Origin of the sequence: Hymenobacter wooponensis (assembly GCF_004745865.1) — a bacterium.
In the GTDB taxonomy this organism is placed as follows: Bacteria; Bacteroidota; Bacteroidia; order Cytophagales; family Hymenobacteraceae; genus Hymenobacter; species Hymenobacter wooponensis.
The window spans coordinates 655,880-674,614 of sequence record NZ_SRKZ01000004.1 but is presented as its reverse complement, the minus strand read 5'-3'; the positions used below and the strand labels follow the sequence as shown (position 1 = coordinate 674,614).

Here is an 18,735-nt window from a genome sequence, read left to right as displayed (position 1 = left end):
TGGCTTATCAGGAGGTTTGCCAGCCCGCTTTATAAGCCGCGCAGACCACGGAAAAACTCTTCCTGATACGATTTGCCTACGGGCACTTCATGGGTGCCAAGCTTCAGCGTGTTATCCTGCACGGCATCAATGAGCGCAGTATTTACAATGTAGCTGCGGTGTACCCGCACAAAATGAGCAAACGGCAAACGCTCTTGTAAGGCCTTCAGGGTTAGATACACAATATGCTTCTGGGCTTTGGTTACCAGTACTGAATAGGTAGACAAGGCCTCGATGTACAGCACTTCACTGAAATCTACCCGTAACATGCGGGTACCCACTTTCACGAATAAGTTGGTATCAGGCTCTGGGGCGGGTACTGCGGGAGGCGGGCTGCTGACTTGGGGGAGAGGGGGCTGGCGCTGTTCCCGTACGCGCGCTACGGCTTGGTTAAAGCGGTCTAGTACCACGGGCTTCACCAAGTAATCTAGGGCATGAAGCGCAAAAGCATCCACCGCAAAGTCGCGGTGCGTGGTAACCATGATGATGGCCGGCGCCGGTGTTGGCAACAGGCGCGGCAAATCAAGCCCTGAGAGCAGTGGCATTTCAATATCCAGGAACAGGATATCAGCCTGGCCGCCCTGCCGGAAATAGTTCAGGGCTTCAATACCTCCTGCTAGAGAGGCGGCTAACTGCAAATCGGGCGTAAGATCAACGAGGTGTTCGAGAGTTAAGCGGTTAATCTCGTTGTCATCAACTATGACACAAGTGAGCGGGGAGAGCGGCATGCAATAGGTAGGTAGCGTATTGTTGAGCTAAGATAGTAGGTATGCAGTGTAAGTTTCTTTGCGAGAAGTAGGTATTTGCTACAAATCAGCTGATTAGATAAAAAAGACTCAAAATGGGAAAATGGGGTTTGGTTGATATATGATTAATCTCATACAAAGGTTGCGCTTATCGGAGAGGCATGATGTGGACTTTCACAGAGAAAACTGTACTGCTCACAGCTATTAAGCGGCTATTGGGCTAGTAATCCAGCATGGTTCAGGAGCACAGGATAGGTTTGAAACAGAATCTCGCTCTTCCCCTCACCTCAAACACACCTGTTCTCATGAAAAAAGTACGTCTCACTTTCGTTGCGCTTGTTCTGCTTGCAACCGCTGCTCAGGCAGCTCCGCAACAGCCTTCGGTTGCTACTGCTGAGCAGCAGACTACAGTGCCAGCGCATGAGCAACAGGTAAAAGACCGGGCCTTACAGCTGACGTGCTATTTCACGGATGTGCTGCGGCTTACCAAGAAGCAAGCCGCTGAAGTACGGGTGGTAACCTACCAAAAGCTGCAACAGCTTGACCCTGCTGCTCCCGAGCAGGGGATGCAAGGCACCCTACTACCAGTGGCACAGGTAATGCAGCAGTACGATGCCGCCATGTTTCGCATCCTGACTCCTGGACAGTACAGCACTTTTCGCTGGCTAGAGGAGCGCCAGCCCGTAGCCCACCTCTTGGCCGGTAGCGAAAAGTAGCCGCTTTGTACCATCTGTTTTCTCCCCTTGCCTCTGGCTTTTGCTTCCCGATATGTCTTTAGTTTTTCGTTTTTTGCGCGTTTGTGCGTTGGTTATAGTTTCTACGGTGGCGGCGGTAGCGGCTCCCGACCCCGTTAAGCGGCCAACTGGCACAAGTAAGCCAAGCTCCCGGAAGGTGGCCGCCTCGCACAAAGTAACCCGCAGCTTGGCGCCCGTGCGGCCCGCGGTAGTAATGCCAACCAGTGAGGCTACGCCCGTTGACTACCCCGTAACCCTCCGGGGCGGCGTGAAGGGCAGAAATGGTATGCCTCTGGCCGGAGCTACCATCTGGATTAGTGGCACCACAAAACAGGTAACCGTTACCAATGCAGCCGGCAACTTCAACATTGTGCTCCCCGACGCCGGCCCTATTGGGCTTAGCTGCGGCTACGGGGGCTACAAGCAACAGTCAATGTTCCTGCAGGCGCCAAGCCAGCAGCAGGATGTATTCTTTACTCTGCAGGCCTTAGACGGCCGGCGTAAGCACTAAGCCCACCCAGAAAGAGGTTACTATGTATATCAACACGTTACTCGCTTGGGCCCGCACGAGCCTACTGGTTATTTGCTGCTTCGGCGGTTCCTATTACTTCACCCGCCCCGCCCACAGTAGCAAGCGGGCCACCACCAAGCTGCCTAAAATTGATTACCGCCTGAGCGCCGTGCGCAGCCCTGCGGCGGAATCAGAACCCAGATAGCTTCAGCCGCTTAGTAGTAGCCTCTCACATTACCCTGCTGGTATGCTCTAGCAGGGCAATGGTATGTTAGCGTGGTAACTTTTGGTACGGGTACTAACTTGTGCCTAGGCACGGGTTTCCTGCATACCTAAAGTACGCTGCTTGGGTATTCGTCTATTGCTAAAACGCACTACCTATGGCTACCCCCATTCCTAAAAAGATACTTGCCCGACAGCACGAAATTACGGCTGATTATCTGCGCGAGCTGGATAACCACTTGGCCGAGGTGGAAGCTGGCCTAGTCACGGAAATGCTGGAAATTAGGGAGTTAGCAGATCGGCTGCACGTGCATCCTACTCACCTTAGCAACACCATAAAGCTTACCACGGGCCACTCACCCTGTGCTCTGTTCGAAGCCCGCATACTGGCCATATCTCAGCGCCTGCTGCGTGATACCAACGAGCCCGTTGCCGAAATAGCCGCCCGCCTTACCTACGACCCTTCCAACTTCACGAAGTTTTTCAAGCGCTTCTCGGGCCAAACGCCAAAGCAGTACCGCGAGCTGACCTGGGCTAAGCTGCGGGAGGTGAAATCGGAAATGCTCACCATTTAATCTGTAACAGTCACCAGAGTGGCCTAGGGCAGGTGCTCGATCTTTGTAGTTTCACATTAACCCCATAGAAGATGAGCACAAATAAGATAGCCCTGATAACTGGCGGCAGCCGCGGCTTGGGTAAAGACATGGCCCTGCAGCTGGCCCAGGCCGGCCATGATATCGTCCTGACCTACCACAGCCGTCAAGAAGAAGCTCAAGCCGTAGTAGGCCAGGTAGAGGCGCTGGGGCGCAAGGCCGCGGCGTTGCAGCTAGATGCCAGCCAGGCGGCCACCTTCGCCGGGTTTGCCGAAGCGCTGGGCCAGCAGCTGCAGGGGCAGTGGGGCCGCAGCAACTTCGATTTTCTGATCAACAACGCCGGTATTGACGCGGCCGCTCCGTTTGCCCAAACCACTGAAGAAAGCTTCGACCGTCTGCTGAACGTGCATTTCAAAGGTGTATTCTTCCTGACCCAAACGCTGCTGCCCCTGCTGGCTGATGGCGGCGGAATCGTGAATTTGTCTACGGGGCTCACCCGCTTTACTACTCCCGGCTACGCGGCGTATGCCTCCATGAAGGGGGCCGTTGAGGTATTCACCAAGTACTTGGCCAAGGAGTTGGGCAGCCGCGGCATTCGGGCCAACCTGGTAGCTCCGGGCATCATCAAAACCGACTTCACTAAGGCCGTCCGGGAGCAGCACCCGCAGCTAGAGGCCTACATGTCGGGGCAAACGGCGCTGGGCCGCATTGGCGAGCCCGAGGATATTGGGGGCGTAGTAGCCTTTCTTTGCTCAGAGGCCGCGCGTTGGGTAAATGCGCAGCGTCTAGAAGCCTCGGGTGGGTACTCGCTCTAGTGCGCTAGGCCACTTGTGGGGGCAATGCCAGGCACGGTTTGCTGCTCCAGAAGCTGCTGGCGTAGCACTGCCAGTAGCGCCCGATGGTTATGACTGGTTTCGGGGCGATTCTCCAGCTCCCGCAAATGCGAGTCAATCAGAGAGGCAAACTCCGGGCAGGAGATCCGAGCCCTGGGTGTGGAGTTAGTGAAGAATTGCATAGGCAAGCCTAAAGCAGTTGAGCTTGAGTACGCGGATATACGCAATACGCCACTTAAGGTAGCGCTTTTACTAACTGTAAAGCTATAGCAACAAAAAAGCCGCCTCCAGATGCCTGGAGGCGGCTTTTTTTATGTTGTAGAAACTAGAGGCGAAATGCCGGGCGAGCGGGGTTCCAGATGCCCCACGGAATCATTAGCAGCACCAGCACCAACGCAATCAGAAACCAGGTAAAGGCTTTCTTGTGCTTCAGCACGGGGTCGGTGGCTTTCTTGGACAGGGTGCGGCCTACTTGAGCGGCTACCACGGCCAGAATCATGCCCACCAAGTGCTCAACGGCGAAAAACCGGCTGCCGGCATCTTTCATAACGGCACCACCAGCGGTTTCAAAGGCTTTCACCCCATAGGGGCTCAGGCCGAAGTACAGGATGAGGCCTAGCAGCAGTTGCAAGTGCATGGAGCCCACGAAGGCAGCTCCCATACCATTATCAGCGCCCGCCCACTGCCGGCGGCCTTGCCAGCCCGAAAACGCCCGGAATAGAGCAATGAGTCCGAAAATTAGCACCAGCCAGCGCGTCCAGGAGTGCAGAGCCAGAACAATAGAGTATGCGTTCATACAAGAAAGGGATGTGTTGGAGGCGGTAAAGGTCGGGGGCGCGGGCGGAAAAGTGACACAAGGTGCGGCAAATTTCCTGTGTAGCGCGGCCCGCTCAGGAGTGGCCTAGGCCGTCTGCTCAAACAAATCGGGCGAGGTTTCGTGCTTGTGCCCCTCAAAGAAAAAGCACTTCTCCTGCACAAACAGCTCGTCTTGCTGGCGCAGGATAGTGATGTTGTTGATGAGCAGCTCCATGTTAAACGTTTGCTGGTTGAGGTACTGCAGTACCGGGCCCAGCAGCTCGGGCGTGGTATCGTGCAGGGCCAGCGAAATGTGAGGCAGCCAGCAATCGGGCCCGCTGAATTTATCGGTGCGTAGGCACAAGGGGGCAGTAACGGTCCGGATGCGATGGTGCAGGCGGTTGAGGGCATCGGAGCGCAGCACCGGAATGTAGATAACTGGGTTGGGCCCCGGAAACAGGCCTAGGCCAGTGGTGTGGGCCGTAAACGGCTTGGTATGGCGGGCCACGTCGCGCAGTACCTGCTTCAGCGACGACAGCTTCCGCACGCCGGCCAGCTGGTAGGTGAGGTGCGGATCGGGGGTTGCCTGTACGTCATCCAACCCAAACTCCGTTTCCAGGCTCTTGATAATCCGGTTGATGCGGGCCGCACTTTGCGGGTTAAGCAGGGAAGTTATAGCAAGCATAGCTGGTTAACTGGAAACGGACCTACTGGGTTGGCAAGTACCGCTTTCGGAGCGTAGAATGGGAGAGAGAGGCCCACCTTAGGGCCGACAAATAAATGAGTTTTTCTGGTCTGCTGCCTGCTGGCCGCTTTTTTTATCCTAAACGTGGGACCTGGCCCCAATGGATAATCGGAGGAAGAGACTTTACGTATGAGGTAGCTAATTCTCGCCCGTGTTTCCAACCACTCTCTCCTCCGAACCCGTCTTGCCCTCCTCGTCACCTCACAAAACGCACTGGGGGTGGTGGGTGCTGGCTGTGCTAGGGCTGCTGGCCGTAGGAGTAACTATTGCGCTTCAGTTCCTCGATCCTTGGCTGCGGCGCAAGCTGGAGCAGCAGGTGACCACCGCTAGCCATGGCCGCTACCAACTGCGCATTGGGGAGCTGCACACGAGCCTCAGGAGCCGCACACTAACCCTGCGCCATATTAGGATGCGCACCGCCGTTACGCCCAGCCCCGACTCGGCCCAACTGCCGCGGGTGCGCCTGGCGGTAGGCCGGCTCGATGTGGCGGGCGTAGGCCTGCTGGCGTTGCTCCGGCGTGGCGTGGTACCTCTGGATAGCCTCGTGCTCGATTCGGTAGCTCTGCAGCTGGCGGCCCTGCCCAAGACGGGTGGGGGAAAGGCCCTGCATGAGCAACTACCCGTTGAGGGCGTGCGCCTAGGCCAGGTGCAGCTGCGCCACGTGCGCGCTACGTATGGTCCGGCCAAGCAACCCATCATCCGGCTGGGGCAGGGGCGGCTCTCGGCCCAAGATGTGCTGCTGAGCGCAGCTGGCGCCGCCGATGCGCAACGCATTGGGTATGCGGCTGCCGTAGCCGGAATGCTGCAGGGGCTGGCGGTGCAAGTGCCGGGCCACCACGTGAAGCTGCTGCGCGGAGCGTTTGCCTCATCGCAACAGCGGCTGACGATAGACTCACTTGTGGTGCATCCCAACCGGCCCATCAACAACCAGCGTGAGAAAACCACCCGCATCAGTCTGGTGTTGCCCCGGCTACTCCTGACGGGGCTAAACGCGGCGCAGCTGGCCCGTAAGCATCTGCGCGCCGATACCCTGCGGCTCACCGCGTCCCGGCTGGCCCTCACGGTGCCAACTGTAAAACCCCCTTCCTTGCATGTGCTGCTGGCTCCCTACCTGCAGGAGTGCCGCCTCAAACGCCTGGAAGTATCGGGTGGCACGTTGCGCATAGCCGGTATTAAGCAGGCGCCGGCGGCAGGGGGTATGCGGGCCGTGGCTACCAATATTCAGGTGCTGCCCCGCGAGGCTGCCCGTACTGCCATCTACTACGCCGAGGCCTAGTCAGTCCGGACGGGGCGCGCCACGCTTCTGCTGGATGCTCCCTACTTCAACCTTTCCTGGCAGCAGCTGCAGGCCGATACGCGCCCCGGCACGCTGCGCATTGCGGGCCTGAGGCTGCTACCTACACTGTCGGTGGTTGCGCTGGCCCGGAGCAAGGGGCACCAGGCCGCCCACCTGATGCTGCGGATGCCCGAGTTGCGGATGGCGGGAGTGAACTACTTAGCGGCTGAGCAAGACCGGGTGGTGCAGGCCACCAGCCTTACGGTGCCGCGGGTACAGCTCTACACCAACAGCGACGGCCGGTTTCCCAGCAACCCCGAGTTGTCCGTGGTGACGCCGGAGGCCCTAGGCCAGGTGCCCTTCAAGTTTGATGTGCGGCTGGTGCGCTTCCAGCAGGCTACCATTCAGATGGCCTACCGGGCCCCGCGCGACCCAGTGCCGGGTACCATGTCCATCAACCGGCTGGCCATCACCCTGCGCAACGTTTCCAACAACCCACGGCGTATGGGGCCCGCCTCGCCGCTTACTGGTGAGGCCAGCGGCTGGGTAGAAAACCGCTGCTACGCCACGCTGGCGCTCCGGGCCAATGTGTTAGACCGCACCGGGGCCCACACCTTGCGGGGCACGTTTCAGCAGGCACCCTTGGCCATTCTCAATCCCATGATTGTACCCACGCGCGGCATTGCCATTAAGAGCGGCAACGTGGAGCAAATCAGGTTTGCCATGCAGCTGAACAAGGCCGGCGCCCAGGGTACCATGTGGGCCCGCTACTCCGATCTGAAGCTACAGCTCCTGAACCAAAAGGAGCGCCCCGGCCTGCTCAAGCGCCTGGAGACATCGGTGGTCAATGGCGTGTTCCTGCGCGACAACAACCCCCGCAAGCCGGGCGAGGCCGTGAAAACCGGTCAGATGACTTCTAGCCGAGAGCTACGCTTCTCGGTGTTTACGCTCTGGCGGCAGGGCCTGGTAAGTGGCATGCTTAACAGCGCCGGGGTGCCCCGCCCACTAGCTAAAAAATTGAGCGAAAGTCAATGACCGGGTTAATCCGTATTTTCAGGTGCCAGCCATAAGTATATATACGGAAACCGTTGCTGGAAAATACCGGTTTTAATGCGATTAACGAACATTTGCTAGTTAAGGCCTGTCTTTTGCGTAAGAAGGTCTAGACTCTATTTTGCTCTCTCCATGATTCGGATTATTCTAGTAGACGACCACACCATCATTCGGGATGGTATCCGCGCCCTGCTCTCCGGCCAAGAGGACATTACGGTGGTTGGAGAAGCGAGCAATGGTGAAGAGTTGCTAAAGCTACTCGAAAGCTCTTCCGCCGACGTGGTGCTGATGGATATGAACATGCCCGTAATGGATGGTATGGAAGCCACCCGCCGGATACGCGAGGAGTATCCGCAGGTGCACGTGCTAGCCCTATCCATGCTCGACCATGAAGAATATATCAACCGCATGTTTGAAGCCGGAGCCTTGGGCTATGTGCTAAAAAATGCCGGTAAGCTAGAAATTGTGTACGCCATCCGGACGGTAGCGCGCGGGCGGCAGTTCCTGTGCTCAGAGCTAGGAGTGAAGTTTCTGCAGAAACTCATGCAGGCCCCCGCCCCCGATGTAACGGCCACCGCGAAGAAAACCGACGGCCTATCGAAGCGCGAAACGGAGGTGCTGCAGCTAATTGCGGAGGGCCTGACCAATGCTGAAATAGCCGAGAAGCTGTTTACCAGCAAGCGTACCATTGAAACCCACCGCCAGAATATCATTGAGAAAACCCAGGCGAAAAACACGGCGGCCCTCATCAGCTACGCCGTGCGGCAAGGGCTGCTCACGTAGCCGAGTGGCCTAGGCCACTTCCCTCGCCAGCGGCAGGTATAGAAAAGGCCCCGCCCGAAACTTGGTTTCGGGCGGGGCCTTTTTACCTCCAGCAAGTGACCCAATAAGCAGCGTGCCTGTGCCGGGCGGTGCAACAGAGGTGCGGGGCTTTGTGCTCGCACAGCTTACGCCAACAGGCCGCAAACTGCTTCGTGTAGGGGCAAGCTAGCAGGGCTTAGAATGAATTGGTTGGAAAAAGGGGAGTGCCCACGGCGGGCTGAGTACGGTAAGCTGCCGCTAGGTAGAAGCTGAGCAAGCTGCAACAAACCGGGCGGCCTTGGGCAAGGGGCGCGTGGCCAGCAGGTGGCCTAGGCCAGGCCGGCAGTTTGAGAGCGGAGCGAGGCCGCCGAGAAGCTAGAGCTGGCAGCACCAGCCTGCGGGCGTTGGCCGGGCACGTAGGTGGCCGGGCTCAGCAGCCAGGCCGGGCTGGTTTCGTGGAGGCGAATGAGGGAATAGGTGCCTTGTACCTCGGGGCCCGAAAGCGTGACCAGCAGGCGTCCTTTGGCCAGTGCGGCCCGCAAGCTACCGCAGGTAGAGGGGGTGGTATCGTAGGCCAGTTGGCAGCGGCCCTGGGCTATCAGCTCGGGTAAGGCAATTACCTCAGAAGCTTCCAGCAGTAAGCCGCGCTCTAGTAGGCCACTCATGCTGCGGCCGGCCGTAGCCGGGAGCACCCAATGCATAACCGGGCGCTGCCGCACCAGCAGGAGTAAGTGTTGCAAAGAGTCATTCGGGCTCTTGTGCAGGGAAAAACGAATGCTTGACATGACGAAGGCAGTAAGGGGAAGGAACAGCCAACAAAGGCCCCGGGAATCCCGAGGCCTTTATGTATGCCTGATGGCCAAACGAAGGGCTGTTCTTCTGCCTTGGCCACATTCAGCACAGCCGAGGGCTGCGCTTAGCGGGCCTGCGCGTTGTTGTTGCTGTTGTTACGGCTAGCCTGTCCGCCTTTGCGGCCGGCAGCGCGGGCTTCTTCCGACGTGAAGCGGTGCCCACGGCCACTCTGGTGCGAGGCGCGGCCGCCTTCGCTAGCGATGCGGCGCTGCAGCTCGGGATCCATGCTGGCGAAGCCGCGCTTGCTGGTGTTGCTGGTCTGACCGTTGTTGGAGGCGTTCTGGTTTTTCTGGGACTGAGCCATGATAAGCAGGTTGAGATGGTGAATGATACTCAGCCTCTTCAACGGTGCTTAGCCTGCTTTGAGTTGCTCTTTGTCTGGCAAAAACCCTTGTTTATCGAGTATTTGGTACCTTTTACGGATGACCTCAGGGGGCTTATACGGATCAGCTTCTGCGTACTTATGCCTGACCTTCCAACCGGTCCGTATTTGCTATCTTTCCCTTCGTGTTTGACGAACCATTGAGCAGGAATTCACGCAAGCGGTTGATGTGGCTCTTGAGTTCTTCAATGCGCTCTTCCTGCTGCACGCTCCAGAGGCCACTGCCGCGCGACGCCATGCTGGTCAGCAGAATCTTGCGCTCCTCCATCATCCGGATGGCAACCCACAGGGTTTCCTCCAGCGAGTTCTGCTCCTTATCCAGCAGCGCCTCTGCCGTGAAAGCGTGGCCGGTGTGGCACCGGAAGCGCAACACGTTACCTTGGTCGAGCTGCCACAAGGCACCGCCACAATCTGGGCACGTTAAGGGCACCTGGTGCCCAATATCCTGTACTTCGTCTGTTGTTCCCACGACGCGTTCCGCTATAGCAGCTTCCGTTTTAAGATCAAGTGGAATGTCCGCCAGGTTTTGAGGTGGAAGCGGATGATGAGTAAGCTCAATTAACAACGCTCCCATGCGAGCTAGGGGCACTGTGTAATCGATGTCCACGTTGCGCAGAGCGCTTTCGGGCATGCTGGAGTATTCAGCATCGTGCGGGTCCTGCACCACGGCTAGGCCACCGCAGCGCTTAATAAAGTCGAGGCCGGCGGTACCATCGTGCAGCATGCCGGTAAGTACTATGCCAATTACGCTGGACCCAAAGCTGACCGCAGCCGAGCGAAATAACGTGTCGGCGGCGGGGCGGAACCCGTTTTCCCGCGGGCCTTTGGTCACCAGCAGGCGGTTCACACGCAACAGCAAGTGGCGGTCGGGGGGGGCCAGGTACAGGTTGCCCGCTTCAATAACCGTTTGATCAACGGCTAGCTGGCATTTCATCTGAGAATTACGAGAGAGCCGATTAATCAGTGCCTCCCCCGACGACTCGGGGGCTAGGTGCTGTACTACCAGAACCGCGGCCGGAATAGACGCCGGCAATTGACTGACTAATTCACTGAGAGCAGGCATACCTCCCGCGGAGGTGCCAATAACGATTAAGTAAGGGGGAGGATTCACAGGTTGTGGAGTAAAAGAGCAGATCAGACCTGCCGGCCGCAACATTAGCGCAGCCTGTGCTCAGGCTGATTTTTATCCGCAGAACAACTAGGTTCTACGGCTACCTTGGCAAACGAGGCATGGGTGAGGGAGGTTACTGTCCGGTCTCACCATACCTGCCCCGCAAGCGCCGATTGTTTTATGTAAATTTAGCACAGAAATGTGCCCTGGAGCTCAACAGTAGCAGATTTGCTGTTAAATTCCTTCTATTCTTGTTTTCGCTATTGCCCATGCTCTCAGGGGCATGGCTGCCCCTCGCTTTTATCTCCTTTTGCCTGTGCTAGAAGAGCAACCCACGTCAGCTGCGGACACTCCCGCCGTCGTTGGCCCTGTTTTAATTGAAGAAACTGCCGTGTCAACTCACAAAGCGCCCACTGAAAGATTCCCCATTGTGGGGCTTGGCGGGTCGGCCGGCTCGTTGGAGGCACTAGAATTGTTTTTTGTTAACCTGCCCTCCCGCACGGGGGCGGCCTTTGTGGTAGTTACGCACCTGGGGCCCCAGCAGAGTGAGCTGGCTAAGGTGCTGCAAAGCTTTACGCCCCTGCTGGTGCAAGAGGCCACCGATGGCATGCGCGTGCGCCCCGACCACGTGTACGTGATTCCGCCGAGCCACGAGCTGAGCCTGCTGCACGGCAATCTGCTGCTCTTAGCGCCCACGCAGCCCCAAAGCAGCCGCCTGCCCATCGACTTTTTCTTCCAGAGCCTGGCCAAAGATGCCCAAGACCGGGCCGTGTGCATTATCCTCTCGGGCCTGGGCTCCGATGGCACCATTGGCCTGAAGATGGTGATGGAAAACTTTGGGATGGTGATGGTGCAGCAGCCCGATACGGCCCTCTTCGACTCCATGCCCCGCTCGGCCATAGCCACCGAGTTCGTAGACTTTGTGCTGCCTCCCGAAGACATGCCCACCAAGCTGCTGGAGTATATTGAGCGCCCCCTGGTTACGCGCCCCCCGCGCGAGCTGTCCCCCGAGTCGAAGTCGAAGCCGGCGCATGCCCTCCAGAAAATATTTATGCTCATTCGGGGCCAAACCGGCCACGACTTTACCTACTACAAGCGCAATACGCTGTTTCGGCGCATTGAGCGCCGCATGAACTCCCACCAAATCAAGGAGTTCACCCACTACGTGCGCTACCTGCAAGAGCACCCCCAGGAGGTAGATCTGCTGTTTAAGGAGTTGCTGATTGGCGTTACGAAGTTCTTCCGCGACCAAGAGGCCTACGAGAGCCTGCGCAGCCAGCTGATTCCGGTGCTCATCAAGAAGCCCGCCGATAGCACCGTGCGAGTATGGGCCCCAGGCGCCTCTACCGGCGAAGAGGCCTACTCCCTGGCCATGCTGCTCCAGGAGTGCCTCGACCACGTAGACCCGCACAAGTACCTCAAAATCCAGATTTTCGCCACCGACATCAACCCCGAAGGCATTGACTATGCCCGGCTAGGCCTCTATCCCGAGAACATTGCCGGCGACGTGAGCCCCGAGCGGCTGCGGCGCTTCTTTCATAAGGTAGATGGCGGGTACCAGATCCGGAAAGAGGTGCGCGATGTAGTGGTGGTTGCCCTGCACAACCTGAGCAAGGATGCCCCCTTCACCAAGCTGGATCTGCTCTGCTGCCGCAACCTGCTTATTTACCTGTCTAGTGATTTGCAGCGCAACCTGCTGCCCATCTTCCATTACTCGCTCAATCCTGGTGGGCTGTTGTTCCTGGGCCCTTCTGAGAACGTGACGGGCTTCCAGGATCTGTTTATTCCCCTTGATATTAAGTGGAAAATTTCCCGGCGCTCTGAGTCGGTTGCTTCCCTTACCCGGCTGGCAAATTTCCCCTTTTCTCTTACTCGCCACCCGGCCGCGCCGGCCCATCCCGTAGGAATTATGAACGCCTCTACTCCCCGCCGCGAAAGTGGAGCCTTTGCTACCCTGGTACAGAAAGTATTATTGCGCTACTATGCCCCGCCGGCCGTGGTAATTAATGGCAAAGGCGACATTCTGTTTGTGAACGGGCGCACGGGCAAATACTTGGAGCCCGCCCCCGGCCTGAGCGGCATGAACCTCTTCGACATGGCCCGCGAGGAGCTCAACTTTGAGATTAGCGGGGCCGTGCACCGCGCCACCCAGTCTCGGCAGGATGCGGTGCTGGAAGAGGTGCGCCTGAAAACCGAAACCGGCTACGAGATGCTCCGCCTCACGGTGAAGTACCTCGCGGAGCCCGATACGCTGGCCGGGCTGCTGATGGTGGTGTTTGAAGACCTGTCTCAGCCCAAGCGCAACCCACGCCGCAAAAAGATGAGTGACCAGGAGCCCGATGGCCGCGATGCCGTGGTGGTGGCCCTGGAAAAAGAGCTTAAGTATACCAAGTACCGCCTGCAAACCACCATTGAGGAAATGGAGAGCAGCGTGGAGGAGCTCAAGAGCACCAACGAGGAGCTGCAAAGCGCCAACGAGGAGCTGCAAAGCACCAACGAGGAGGCCATGACCAACAAGGAAGAAATGCAGAGCCTCAACGAGGAGCTGATGACCTTGAACATGCAGTACCTCAGCAAAACCGATGAGCTCTCGCAGGCCGCCAACGACATGAAGAACCTGCTGGACTCTACGGAGCTGGCCATCATCTTCCTGGACAATGAAATGGTGATTAAGCGCTTCACGCCCCCCGTGGCGCGCATCATCAACCTGCTACCTACTGATGTAGGGCGCCCCATCATGCACTTCGCCAACAACCTGCAGCACACTACCCTGGCCGATGATGTGCAGCTGGTGCTCAACCGCCTCCTGACGCTGGAATCTAGCATTCAGACCAAAAACGGGGAATGGTACGTGATGCGCATATTGCCCTACCGCACCCTCGATAACTACATCAGCGGGGCCGTTATCACCTTTACCGAGGTAACCGGCATGAAGCGCCTGGAGCAGGAGCTGCAGGAGAGTGCCCGCTTTGCCGAAAGCATTATTGAAACCGTGCGCGAGCCCCTGCTGGCCCTCGACCGTGACCTGCGGGTGCTCACCGTGAGCAAGGCGTTTTCCACCCTGTTCCGGGTAGATGGGGAGACGATAAAAGGAGAGTCGATAAATACGTTTGGCGGAGGGGCCTGGAGCCAGCCCGACCTGCACCGCCGCTTGCTAAAGCTCCTCAACAACGAGGCCCGCGAGTTCGATAACTTAGAAATGGAAGCTGATTTTCCGGAGATAGGCCACCAGCGCGTCCGGCTCTACGGGCGGCGCATATCCAGCCAGGGCAGCAAAACCGACCGCATCCTACTGAGCGTGGAAGTGCTGTAGGGGAGCAGCAACTCCCCTAGTGCCAGTGCGTAGCATACGTGTACTAAGCTGCCACGGGCGGACCCTCTAGTTTAGATAGGAAAGATCGTATGGATGCTAATTCTCCTTCTCCAGACCACGACGCAGCAGGTGCCGCGATGCTAAGACTGCGGGCCCATGCAGAGCGCGCCCGCCTGGTTTCGCAGAGCATGGACGATAAGTCGCCGGATGAGGTGAGGCGGCTGGTGCAGGAGCTGCAGATCCATCAGATTGAGCTGGGCATGCAGTACGAAGAGCTGCTGCAGGCCCAGGCCGAGAGCGAAATGCTGCGCAGCCAGTACGTTGACCTCTACGACTTTGCGCCGGTGGGCTACTGCACCATCACGAGCAGCGGCGAAATCAAGCAGCTCAACCTGCACCTCAGCCAGCTCCTGGGGCTTACCCGGAGCCAGCTGCTAGGCCGGCGCCTTGGCTTGTTTGTGAACCTGGAGCAGCGCAACCAGTTCGGTGATTTTCTGGACAAGGTACTGACGCTGGACCAGCGCCAGTCGTGCTCCCTGGAAATGCGCCGCGACGATGGCAGCCAGTTTAACGCGCGCCTGGAAGGCCTGGCTTTTCAGAATGGCCTAGGCGAGACGCTCTGCCGCTTGGTGGTCATTGATATAACCCCCCAGTACAATGCCAATGAAGCCTTACGGGCCAGTGAACTGCGCTTCCGGACACTGTTTGAGCAAAGCTCCGATGCCATGCTGCTGGTGGAGAACGGCAAGTACATTGACTGCAACGATGCCGCCATGCGCATGATTGGGGCCGTTGACAAAAGCCAGTTGCTGGGCAAAAAAATTCAGGAACTGACGCCCGAGTTTCAGCCTAATGGGCAACGCTCCTCCGACCTTATTCAGCAGCACATGGCCCAGGCCAGGCAGAAAGGGAACCACCGCTTTGAGTGGTGGCGGCTCCGGCTGAATGGCGAAGGCATGTGGCTGGAGATTATGACCACGCCGCTGGTAGTAGATGGCACCACGGTAATGCACGTAACCTGGCGCGACATTACGGAGCGCAAGCGCGACGAGCAGCGCCTCATGGCTAGTGAGGAGCGGCTGCGCTTAGCGCTGGTGGGCTCGGGCATGGGCGTGTGGGTGTGGCAGCTAGGCTCTAATGAGCTGTACTGGGACCAGCGCGCCCAGCAAATTATTGGGCACTCGTTTGATGCCAACCCGGTACCCTTCAGTAGAATGGCCAATGCCATTCATCCCGAAGACCTGGCCCGGGCTACGGCCATTTTGCAACGGGCCGTGCAAGAGCACCAGCCCTTTGAGCTGGAGCACCGGGTAGTATGGCCCGATGGCAGCATCCGGTACGTGGCAGCCAGCGGGCAAGTGCTGCCTGGTGAGCCGCGCCGCCTCACCGGCCTCATCCGCGACGTAACCACGCAACGCCTGGAGCAGGAAGAGCTCAACTACAAAAACCGGTTGCTGGAGCACATTCTCAGCAACACGCCCGTGGTTCTGGGGCGCCTCACCTCCCAAGGCGAGATTCTGGAAATGGTAGGCCACGGCCTGCGCCGCATGGATGTGGGAGATAATGAGCTAGTGGGCCAAAACATAGCCGATGTGTACCCCGATGCCATGGTGCAGGTTAGGCCCTTGCTGAGTGGGCAAAGCGTGAGCTTTATCACAACCGGCATTTTTCACGGGGAAAGCCTGTACTACCAGAACTACGGCTTCTTTGATGAGCAGAGGCAGCAGGCCATCCTTTTCGCGCTCGACGTGACGGGCTCAGAGCAGATCAAGGTTCAGCTGCGCTCGGAGAAAGAGTTTACGGAGCGCCTGCTCGATAGTAGCGTAGATGCCATTGCCGCCCTCGACCAGAGCGGCACCGTAACGGCCTGGAACCGCACCGCCACTTTGCAAACCGGGGTGGCTCCGCTTCAGGCGCTAGGCCACTACATTTGGGAGACACCCCTTGGCTACGCTCACACCGAGTTCCGGGAGCTCATTGCGCAAGCCCTGACCGGAGAGTCCGTTACGCGCCTGGCCATGAAGGACATGACGCCCATGGGTGGTTACTTCGACTTGTACCTGGTGCCTCTCACCCGGCGCGAGGAAAATATTGGCGCTCTGCTCATTATGCGCGATGTAACGGAGCGGGAAGAGCTATTAGCTGAAACCACCCGCCTGAAGCTGCGCCAGCAAAAAGCCGTACTAGAGGCCATTCTAACGGCCCAGGAAGATGAGCGCCGCCGCATTGCCGAGTCTCTGCACAATGGCGTAGGCCAGTTGCTGTACGCCATAAAGCTGCATCTGGAGCACACCGCCGACCTGCCCCGCACCAGCCCCAGCTTTGGCCTGCTGGAAGAAGCCATCCGGGCCACCCGGGGTATATCTTTTGAGCTCACACCCGGCGTGATAGAAGACTTTGGGCTGGAAACAGCCGTGAAAGAGCTGGTTAAGCGCATTCCGCGGCCGCCCATTCGCCTGCAGTCCCGGGTGCCTCGCAACCTGCCCAAAAACCTGCAGATTGCCGTGTACCGAATTGTGCAGGAGCTGCTCAACAACATCATGAAGCACGCGAAGGCGGGCGAGGTATTCATCTACCTGGAGAAGGAGGATAACCACCTATACCTGAGTGTGGAAGACGATGGCGTGGGCTTTGACAGCGCCCTCTTATCCGAAGTAAAAGGCATTGGCCTGAGCAGCATTCGCAACCGGGTAGAGCTCTTCAATGGGGAGTTCCGGCTGGAGTCGCGGCCGGGGCATGGCACAATTGTCAATATTCAGTTGCCAGTGGCCTAGCAGCTCGGGCGTAGCAGCTGCGGTTACTACGTAAGAAATATGTGGCTTTTTACGGCAGAATACGTATTTTAAAAAGCTGATATATAAGGTAGAGGTTGTAGCTTTGCCTTATTCATTGACTGTACTATAGCAGGAATGGATGGGAGTACAGTAAGATAGATGGGGTGGAGAGAGGAATGCCAGGTGGTAGGCCTCATTTGCCCCGATGCATTGTTGAGTGAGGCGCGGTCTTTTGGCCCGGGGCGCCGGGTCAGGAAAGCGAAGAATAAGCTTAGTGAGGGCGGGCATCTAACCGCTTGAGTAGGGGAGTCTGAGTAGTGTGCTTGGGCAAAAATGTTGGAAGAGATTATTGGGCGGTTGAGTTGCCAACTATGCGGGTATATCGAGAAAATCTACCAAACAGCTGTTTACTTATCCTCACTGACTCGGATGATCATTCCCTGACAGTGCTACTGCTTACTGAAGCCTTGCAGCAGGCCTGCGCCAGTGGGAAGTCTAGCATCTGGGTGGATTGCAGCCAGGTGCAGCAACTCAGTGCCACCGTGCTGGCCGTGCTGCGGCACTATGCCTCCTGGCTGCAGCAGCAAAACATTACCCTGGTAGTTTGCCACCCGCCGGACTCCCTAAAGGTTGGCCGTTCGGATGTAAGCTTGCTGGTAGCGCCATCCTTGCTTGATGCCGAGCTCCAGTGCCGCGACCTAAGTGCCCGTTCTCGCGGCTAACACACGGGTCGGCGTTTCACCAGCTAGCTCGCCTGCGTCATTCTGCACCGGTGGGCTCTAGAGAGGAGGCAAGCCAAGAGACTCTCTTGTGTGAAGGCCTTTGTATCAGACGCATGCAGATTCAGCGCAGAGCAAGCTGAACTATTTCGTATTATTATACCTTCCAAGGTTGCCTGCTCTGGTTAAGCATCAACCGGCGTAGGTACCTCAGCACGAAACTTTGGCTACTTCTGCCGGTTGTTTGCTGCTGCTGGAACATTCTCCTTTATATGTCCGAACTACTTTTCGACGTCAATCTGCAACAGCTCCCCGATGAGTATCTGACGGGCGAGTGGACTGTGGCTGATCGGGTGCTGAACCACACCGATCCTTCCACGGCCTTAGCGCAGGCTACGCTCTTTCGGCTCCAGCCGGGTCTCATGGAGATCCAGACGCCGGAGCTGCAGGACCAGGGTAGCTGGACGGTGGAGCGCGACGCGCTTCTGAACCGGCCTTACTTGGAACTGCAACTGGCCGCCGAGAAAACCCGGGCACTCGTTACGCGCCTGCGCCGCTCCGTTGATGGGCAGCGCAGCCAGCTAAATCTGTACTTCCAATCGGGGATGGAGCTGCTGCTTTCGCAGCCATCCTACTAATTGTTGCCTTCTTTCAATGGAGCAAGCCGTCGAAACGACCAACAACGATTTCCGCTTTCTAGCCGACATGATTCCTCAACTGGTGTGGTTCACCGACCCCACCGGCTCGCACACCTACTTCAACCAGCGCTGGACGGATTACACGGGCTATGCCCTTGCCGATAGTGTGGGCCCCGACATGTGGAACAACCTGCTCCACCCCGACGACCGCGCTCGGGCCCGGGAGGTGTGGGGCCGTTCCTTGGCTACCGGTGAGTTCTACGAGATTGAGTACCGCTTCAAATCGAAGAATGACGACTACCGTTGGTTTCTAGGCCAGGCGCAGCCCCAGTACGACGATAACGGCCAGATCTCGCAGTGGTACGGCACCTGCACCGACATTCACGAGCAAAAAATGACGGAGCTGGCCCTCCGCAAGCGCGAGCAGGATCTGGAACAGGCCTACGCCGACCTGGAAGTGAAAGTAACCTTCCGCAACCTGGAGCTGGAGCGCGAAGTGCAAGCCCTCCGCCAGCAGCTGGCCAGCAAACAGGGCGCCGTCTAGGCCACTATTCAAAAAGCAACAAGCCCCTCCTCTTGCCTGTGGCAGGAGGAGGGG

Annotated in this window: 20 protein-coding genes; 13 read left to right on the top strand and 7 right to left on the bottom strand. The window is 57.9% G+C overall.

Going from position 1 to position 18,735, the window contains the following annotated elements; genetic code table 11:
• Positions 1-29: 29 nt before the first annotated feature.
• Complete coding sequence (locus tag EU557_RS16500; RefSeq protein ID WP_135531556.1) at positions 30-767, bottom strand: LytR/AlgR family response regulator transcription factor; 738 nt, start codon at positions 765-767, stop codon at positions 30-32.
• Positions 768-1,090: 323 nt separating this feature from the next.
• Here EU557_RS16500 and EU557_RS16495 point away from each other — a divergent pair, with 323 nt between their 5' ends.
• The 5 genes from EU557_RS16495 to EU557_RS16475 all read left to right on the top strand — a co-directional run bounded on the left by EU557_RS16495 (position 1,091) and on the right by EU557_RS16475 (position 3,660).
• Positions 1,091-1,501: a hypothetical protein gene (locus EU557_RS16495; protein WP_135531555.1), complete on the top strand. Its 411-nt coding sequence runs from the start codon at positions 1,091-1,093 to the stop codon at positions 1,499-1,501.
• 52 nt (positions 1,502-1,553) lie between these two features.
• On the top strand, positions 1,554-2,030 hold the full coding sequence (locus EU557_RS16490; protein WP_135531554.1) for a carboxypeptidase-like regulatory domain-containing protein: 477 nt from the start codon (positions 1,554-1,556) through the stop codon (positions 2,028-2,030).
• A gap of 22 nt (positions 2,031-2,052) precedes the next feature.
• Positions 2,053-2,235: a hypothetical protein gene (locus tag EU557_RS16485; RefSeq protein ID WP_135531553.1), complete on the top strand. Its 183-nt coding sequence runs from the start codon at positions 2,053-2,055 to the stop codon at positions 2,233-2,235.
• A gap of 175 nt (positions 2,236-2,410) precedes the next feature.
• Positions 2,411-2,827: a helix-turn-helix transcriptional regulator gene (locus EU557_RS16480; protein WP_135531552.1), complete on the top strand. Its 417-nt coding sequence runs from the start codon at positions 2,411-2,413 to the stop codon at positions 2,825-2,827.
• A 71-nt stretch (positions 2,828-2,898) separates the two neighbouring features.
• On the top strand, positions 2,899-3,660 hold the full coding sequence (locus tag EU557_RS16475; protein WP_135531551.1) for an SDR family NAD(P)-dependent oxidoreductase: 762 nt from the start codon (positions 2,899-2,901) through the stop codon (positions 3,658-3,660).
• Here EU557_RS16475 and EU557_RS16470 read toward each other — a convergent pair.
• From EU557_RS16470 to EU557_RS16460, 3 genes are all read right to left on the bottom strand, one after another.
• Positions 3,657-3,860, bottom strand: coding sequence for a hypothetical protein (locus tag EU557_RS16470; protein WP_135531550.1), 204 nt, complete (start codon positions 3,858-3,860; stop codon positions 3,657-3,659). The two genes, EU557_RS16475 and EU557_RS16470, sit on opposite strands and share 4 nt — an antisense overlap.
• Before the next feature lie 143 nt (positions 3,861-4,003).
• A complete protein-coding gene (locus EU557_RS16465) occupies positions 4,004-4,474 on the bottom strand; it encodes a hypothetical protein (RefSeq protein WP_135531549.1) in 471 nt (156 codons plus the stop codon).
• Between the two features lie 105 nt (positions 4,475-4,579).
• Positions 4,580-5,158, bottom strand: a complete 579-nt coding sequence (locus EU557_RS16460; protein WP_135531548.1) for a 2'-5' RNA ligase family protein — start codon at positions 5,156-5,158, stop codon at positions 4,580-4,582.
• Positions 5,159-5,369: 211 nt separating this feature from the next.
• On the opposite strand from EU557_RS16460, the gene EU557_RS16455 reads away from it, so the two are divergent.
• The 3 genes from EU557_RS16455 (at position 5,370) to EU557_RS16445 (ending at position 8,330) form a co-directional block, all read left to right on the top strand.
• Entirely contained in the window at positions 5,370-6,494 is a 1,125-nt protein-coding gene (locus tag EU557_RS16455) for an AsmA family protein (RefSeq protein ID WP_135531547.1), read from the top strand.
• A 132-nt stretch (positions 6,495-6,626) separates the two neighbouring features.
• Positions 6,627-7,529, top strand: coding sequence for a DUF748 domain-containing protein (locus tag EU557_RS16450; RefSeq protein WP_135531546.1), 903 nt, complete (start codon positions 6,627-6,629; stop codon positions 7,527-7,529).
• Between the two features lie 150 nt (positions 7,530-7,679).
• Complete coding sequence (locus EU557_RS16445; RefSeq protein ID WP_135531545.1) at positions 7,680-8,330, top strand: response regulator; 651 nt, start codon at positions 7,680-7,682, stop codon at positions 8,328-8,330.
• Positions 8,331-8,677: 347 nt separating this feature from the next.
• Here EU557_RS16445 and EU557_RS16440 read toward each other — a convergent pair whose 3' ends face one another.
• The 3 genes from EU557_RS16440 to EU557_RS16430 all read right to left on the bottom strand — a co-directional run bounded on the left by EU557_RS16440 (position 8,678) and on the right by EU557_RS16430 (position 10,693).
• Complete coding sequence (locus tag EU557_RS16440) at positions 8,678-9,133, bottom strand: hypothetical protein (protein WP_135531544.1); 456 nt, start codon at positions 9,131-9,133, stop codon at positions 8,678-8,680.
• Positions 9,134-9,264: 131 nt separating this feature from the next.
• Positions 9,265-9,504, bottom strand: a complete 240-nt coding sequence (locus tag EU557_RS16435; protein ID WP_135531543.1) for a KGG domain-containing protein — start codon at positions 9,502-9,504, stop codon at positions 9,265-9,267.
• Between the two features lie 157 nt (positions 9,505-9,661).
• Positions 9,662-10,693, bottom strand: coding sequence for a chemotaxis protein CheB (locus tag EU557_RS16430; RefSeq protein ID WP_167855242.1), 1,032 nt, complete (start codon positions 10,691-10,693; stop codon positions 9,662-9,664).
• 391 nt (positions 10,694-11,084) lie between these two features.
• Between EU557_RS16430 and EU557_RS16425 the strand changes: the two genes are divergently transcribed.
• The 5 genes from EU557_RS16425 (at position 11,085) to EU557_RS16405 (ending at position 18,681) form a co-directional block, all read left to right on the top strand.
• Positions 11,085-14,006 (top strand): chemotaxis protein CheB, encoded by a 2,922-nt coding sequence (locus tag EU557_RS16425; protein WP_167855241.1) that lies wholly within the window; start codon positions 11,085-11,087, stop codon positions 14,004-14,006.
• Between the two features lie 89 nt (positions 14,007-14,095).
• A complete protein-coding gene (locus tag EU557_RS16420; protein ID WP_135531540.1) occupies positions 14,096-16,780 on the top strand; it encodes a sensor histidine kinase in 2,685 nt (894 codons plus the stop codon).
• Between the two features lie 446 nt (positions 16,781-17,226).
• The gene (locus EU557_RS16415) at positions 17,227-17,502 is read left to right on the top strand and encodes an STAS domain-containing protein (protein ID WP_135531539.1); all 276 of its coding nucleotides are present in this window, start codon (positions 17,227-17,229) and stop codon (positions 17,500-17,502) included.
• Between the two features lie 269 nt (positions 17,503-17,771).
• Entirely contained in the window at positions 17,772-18,137 is a 366-nt protein-coding gene (locus tag EU557_RS16410) for a hypothetical protein (RefSeq protein WP_135531538.1), read from the top strand.
• 16 nt (positions 18,138-18,153) lie between these two features.
• Complete coding sequence (locus EU557_RS16405) at positions 18,154-18,681, top strand: PAS domain-containing protein (RefSeq protein ID WP_135531537.1); 528 nt, start codon at positions 18,154-18,156, stop codon at positions 18,679-18,681.
• The last annotated feature ends 54 nt before the right edge of the window (positions 18,682-18,735 follow it).

Coding starts and splice junctions, on each gene's coding strand:
- EU557_RS16420 (WP_135531540.1), top strand. CDS start 14,096: ATGGATGCTAATTCTCCTTCTCCAGACCACGACGCAGCAGGTGCCGCG.
- EU557_RS16470 (WP_135531550.1), bottom strand. CDS start 3,860: ATGCAATTCTTCACTAACTCCACACCCAGGGCTCGGATCTCCTGCCCG.
- EU557_RS16410 (WP_135531538.1), top strand. CDS start 17,772: ATGTCCGAACTACTTTTCGACGTCAATCTGCAACAGCTCCCCGATGAG.
- EU557_RS16440 (WP_135531544.1), bottom strand. CDS start 9,133: ATGTCAAGCATTCGTTTTTCCCTGCACAAGAGCCCGAATGACTCTTTG.
- EU557_RS16480 (WP_135531552.1), top strand. CDS start 2,411: ATGGCTACCCCCATTCCTAAAAAGATACTTGCCCGACAGCACGAAATT.
- EU557_RS16460 (WP_135531548.1), bottom strand. CDS start 5,158: ATGCTTGCTATAACTTCCCTGCTTAACCCGCAAAGTGCGGCCCGCATC.
- EU557_RS16475 (WP_135531551.1), top strand. CDS start 2,899: ATGAGCACAAATAAGATAGCCCTGATAACTGGCGGCAGCCGCGGCTTG.
- EU557_RS16405 (WP_135531537.1), top strand. CDS start 18,154: ATGGAGCAAGCCGTCGAAACGACCAACAACGATTTCCGCTTTCTAGCC.
- EU557_RS16485 (WP_135531553.1), top strand. CDS start 2,053: ATGTATATCAACACGTTACTCGCTTGGGCCCGCACGAGCCTACTGGTT.
- EU557_RS16500 (WP_135531556.1), bottom strand. CDS start 767: ATGCCGCTCTCCCCGCTCACTTGTGTCATAGTTGATGACAACGAGATT.
- EU557_RS16435 (WP_135531543.1), bottom strand. CDS start 9,504: ATGGCTCAGTCCCAGAAAAACCAGAACGCCTCCAACAACGGTCAGACC.
- EU557_RS16495 (WP_135531555.1), top strand. CDS start 1,091: ATGAAAAAAGTACGTCTCACTTTCGTTGCGCTTGTTCTGCTTGCAACC.
- EU557_RS16465 (WP_135531549.1), bottom strand. CDS start 4,474: ATGAACGCATACTCTATTGTTCTGGCTCTGCACTCCTGGACGCGCTGG.
- EU557_RS16490 (WP_135531554.1), top strand. CDS start 1,554: ATGTCTTTAGTTTTTCGTTTTTTGCGCGTTTGTGCGTTGGTTATAGTT.
- EU557_RS16445 (WP_135531545.1), top strand. CDS start 7,680: ATGATTCGGATTATTCTAGTAGACGACCACACCATCATTCGGGATGGT.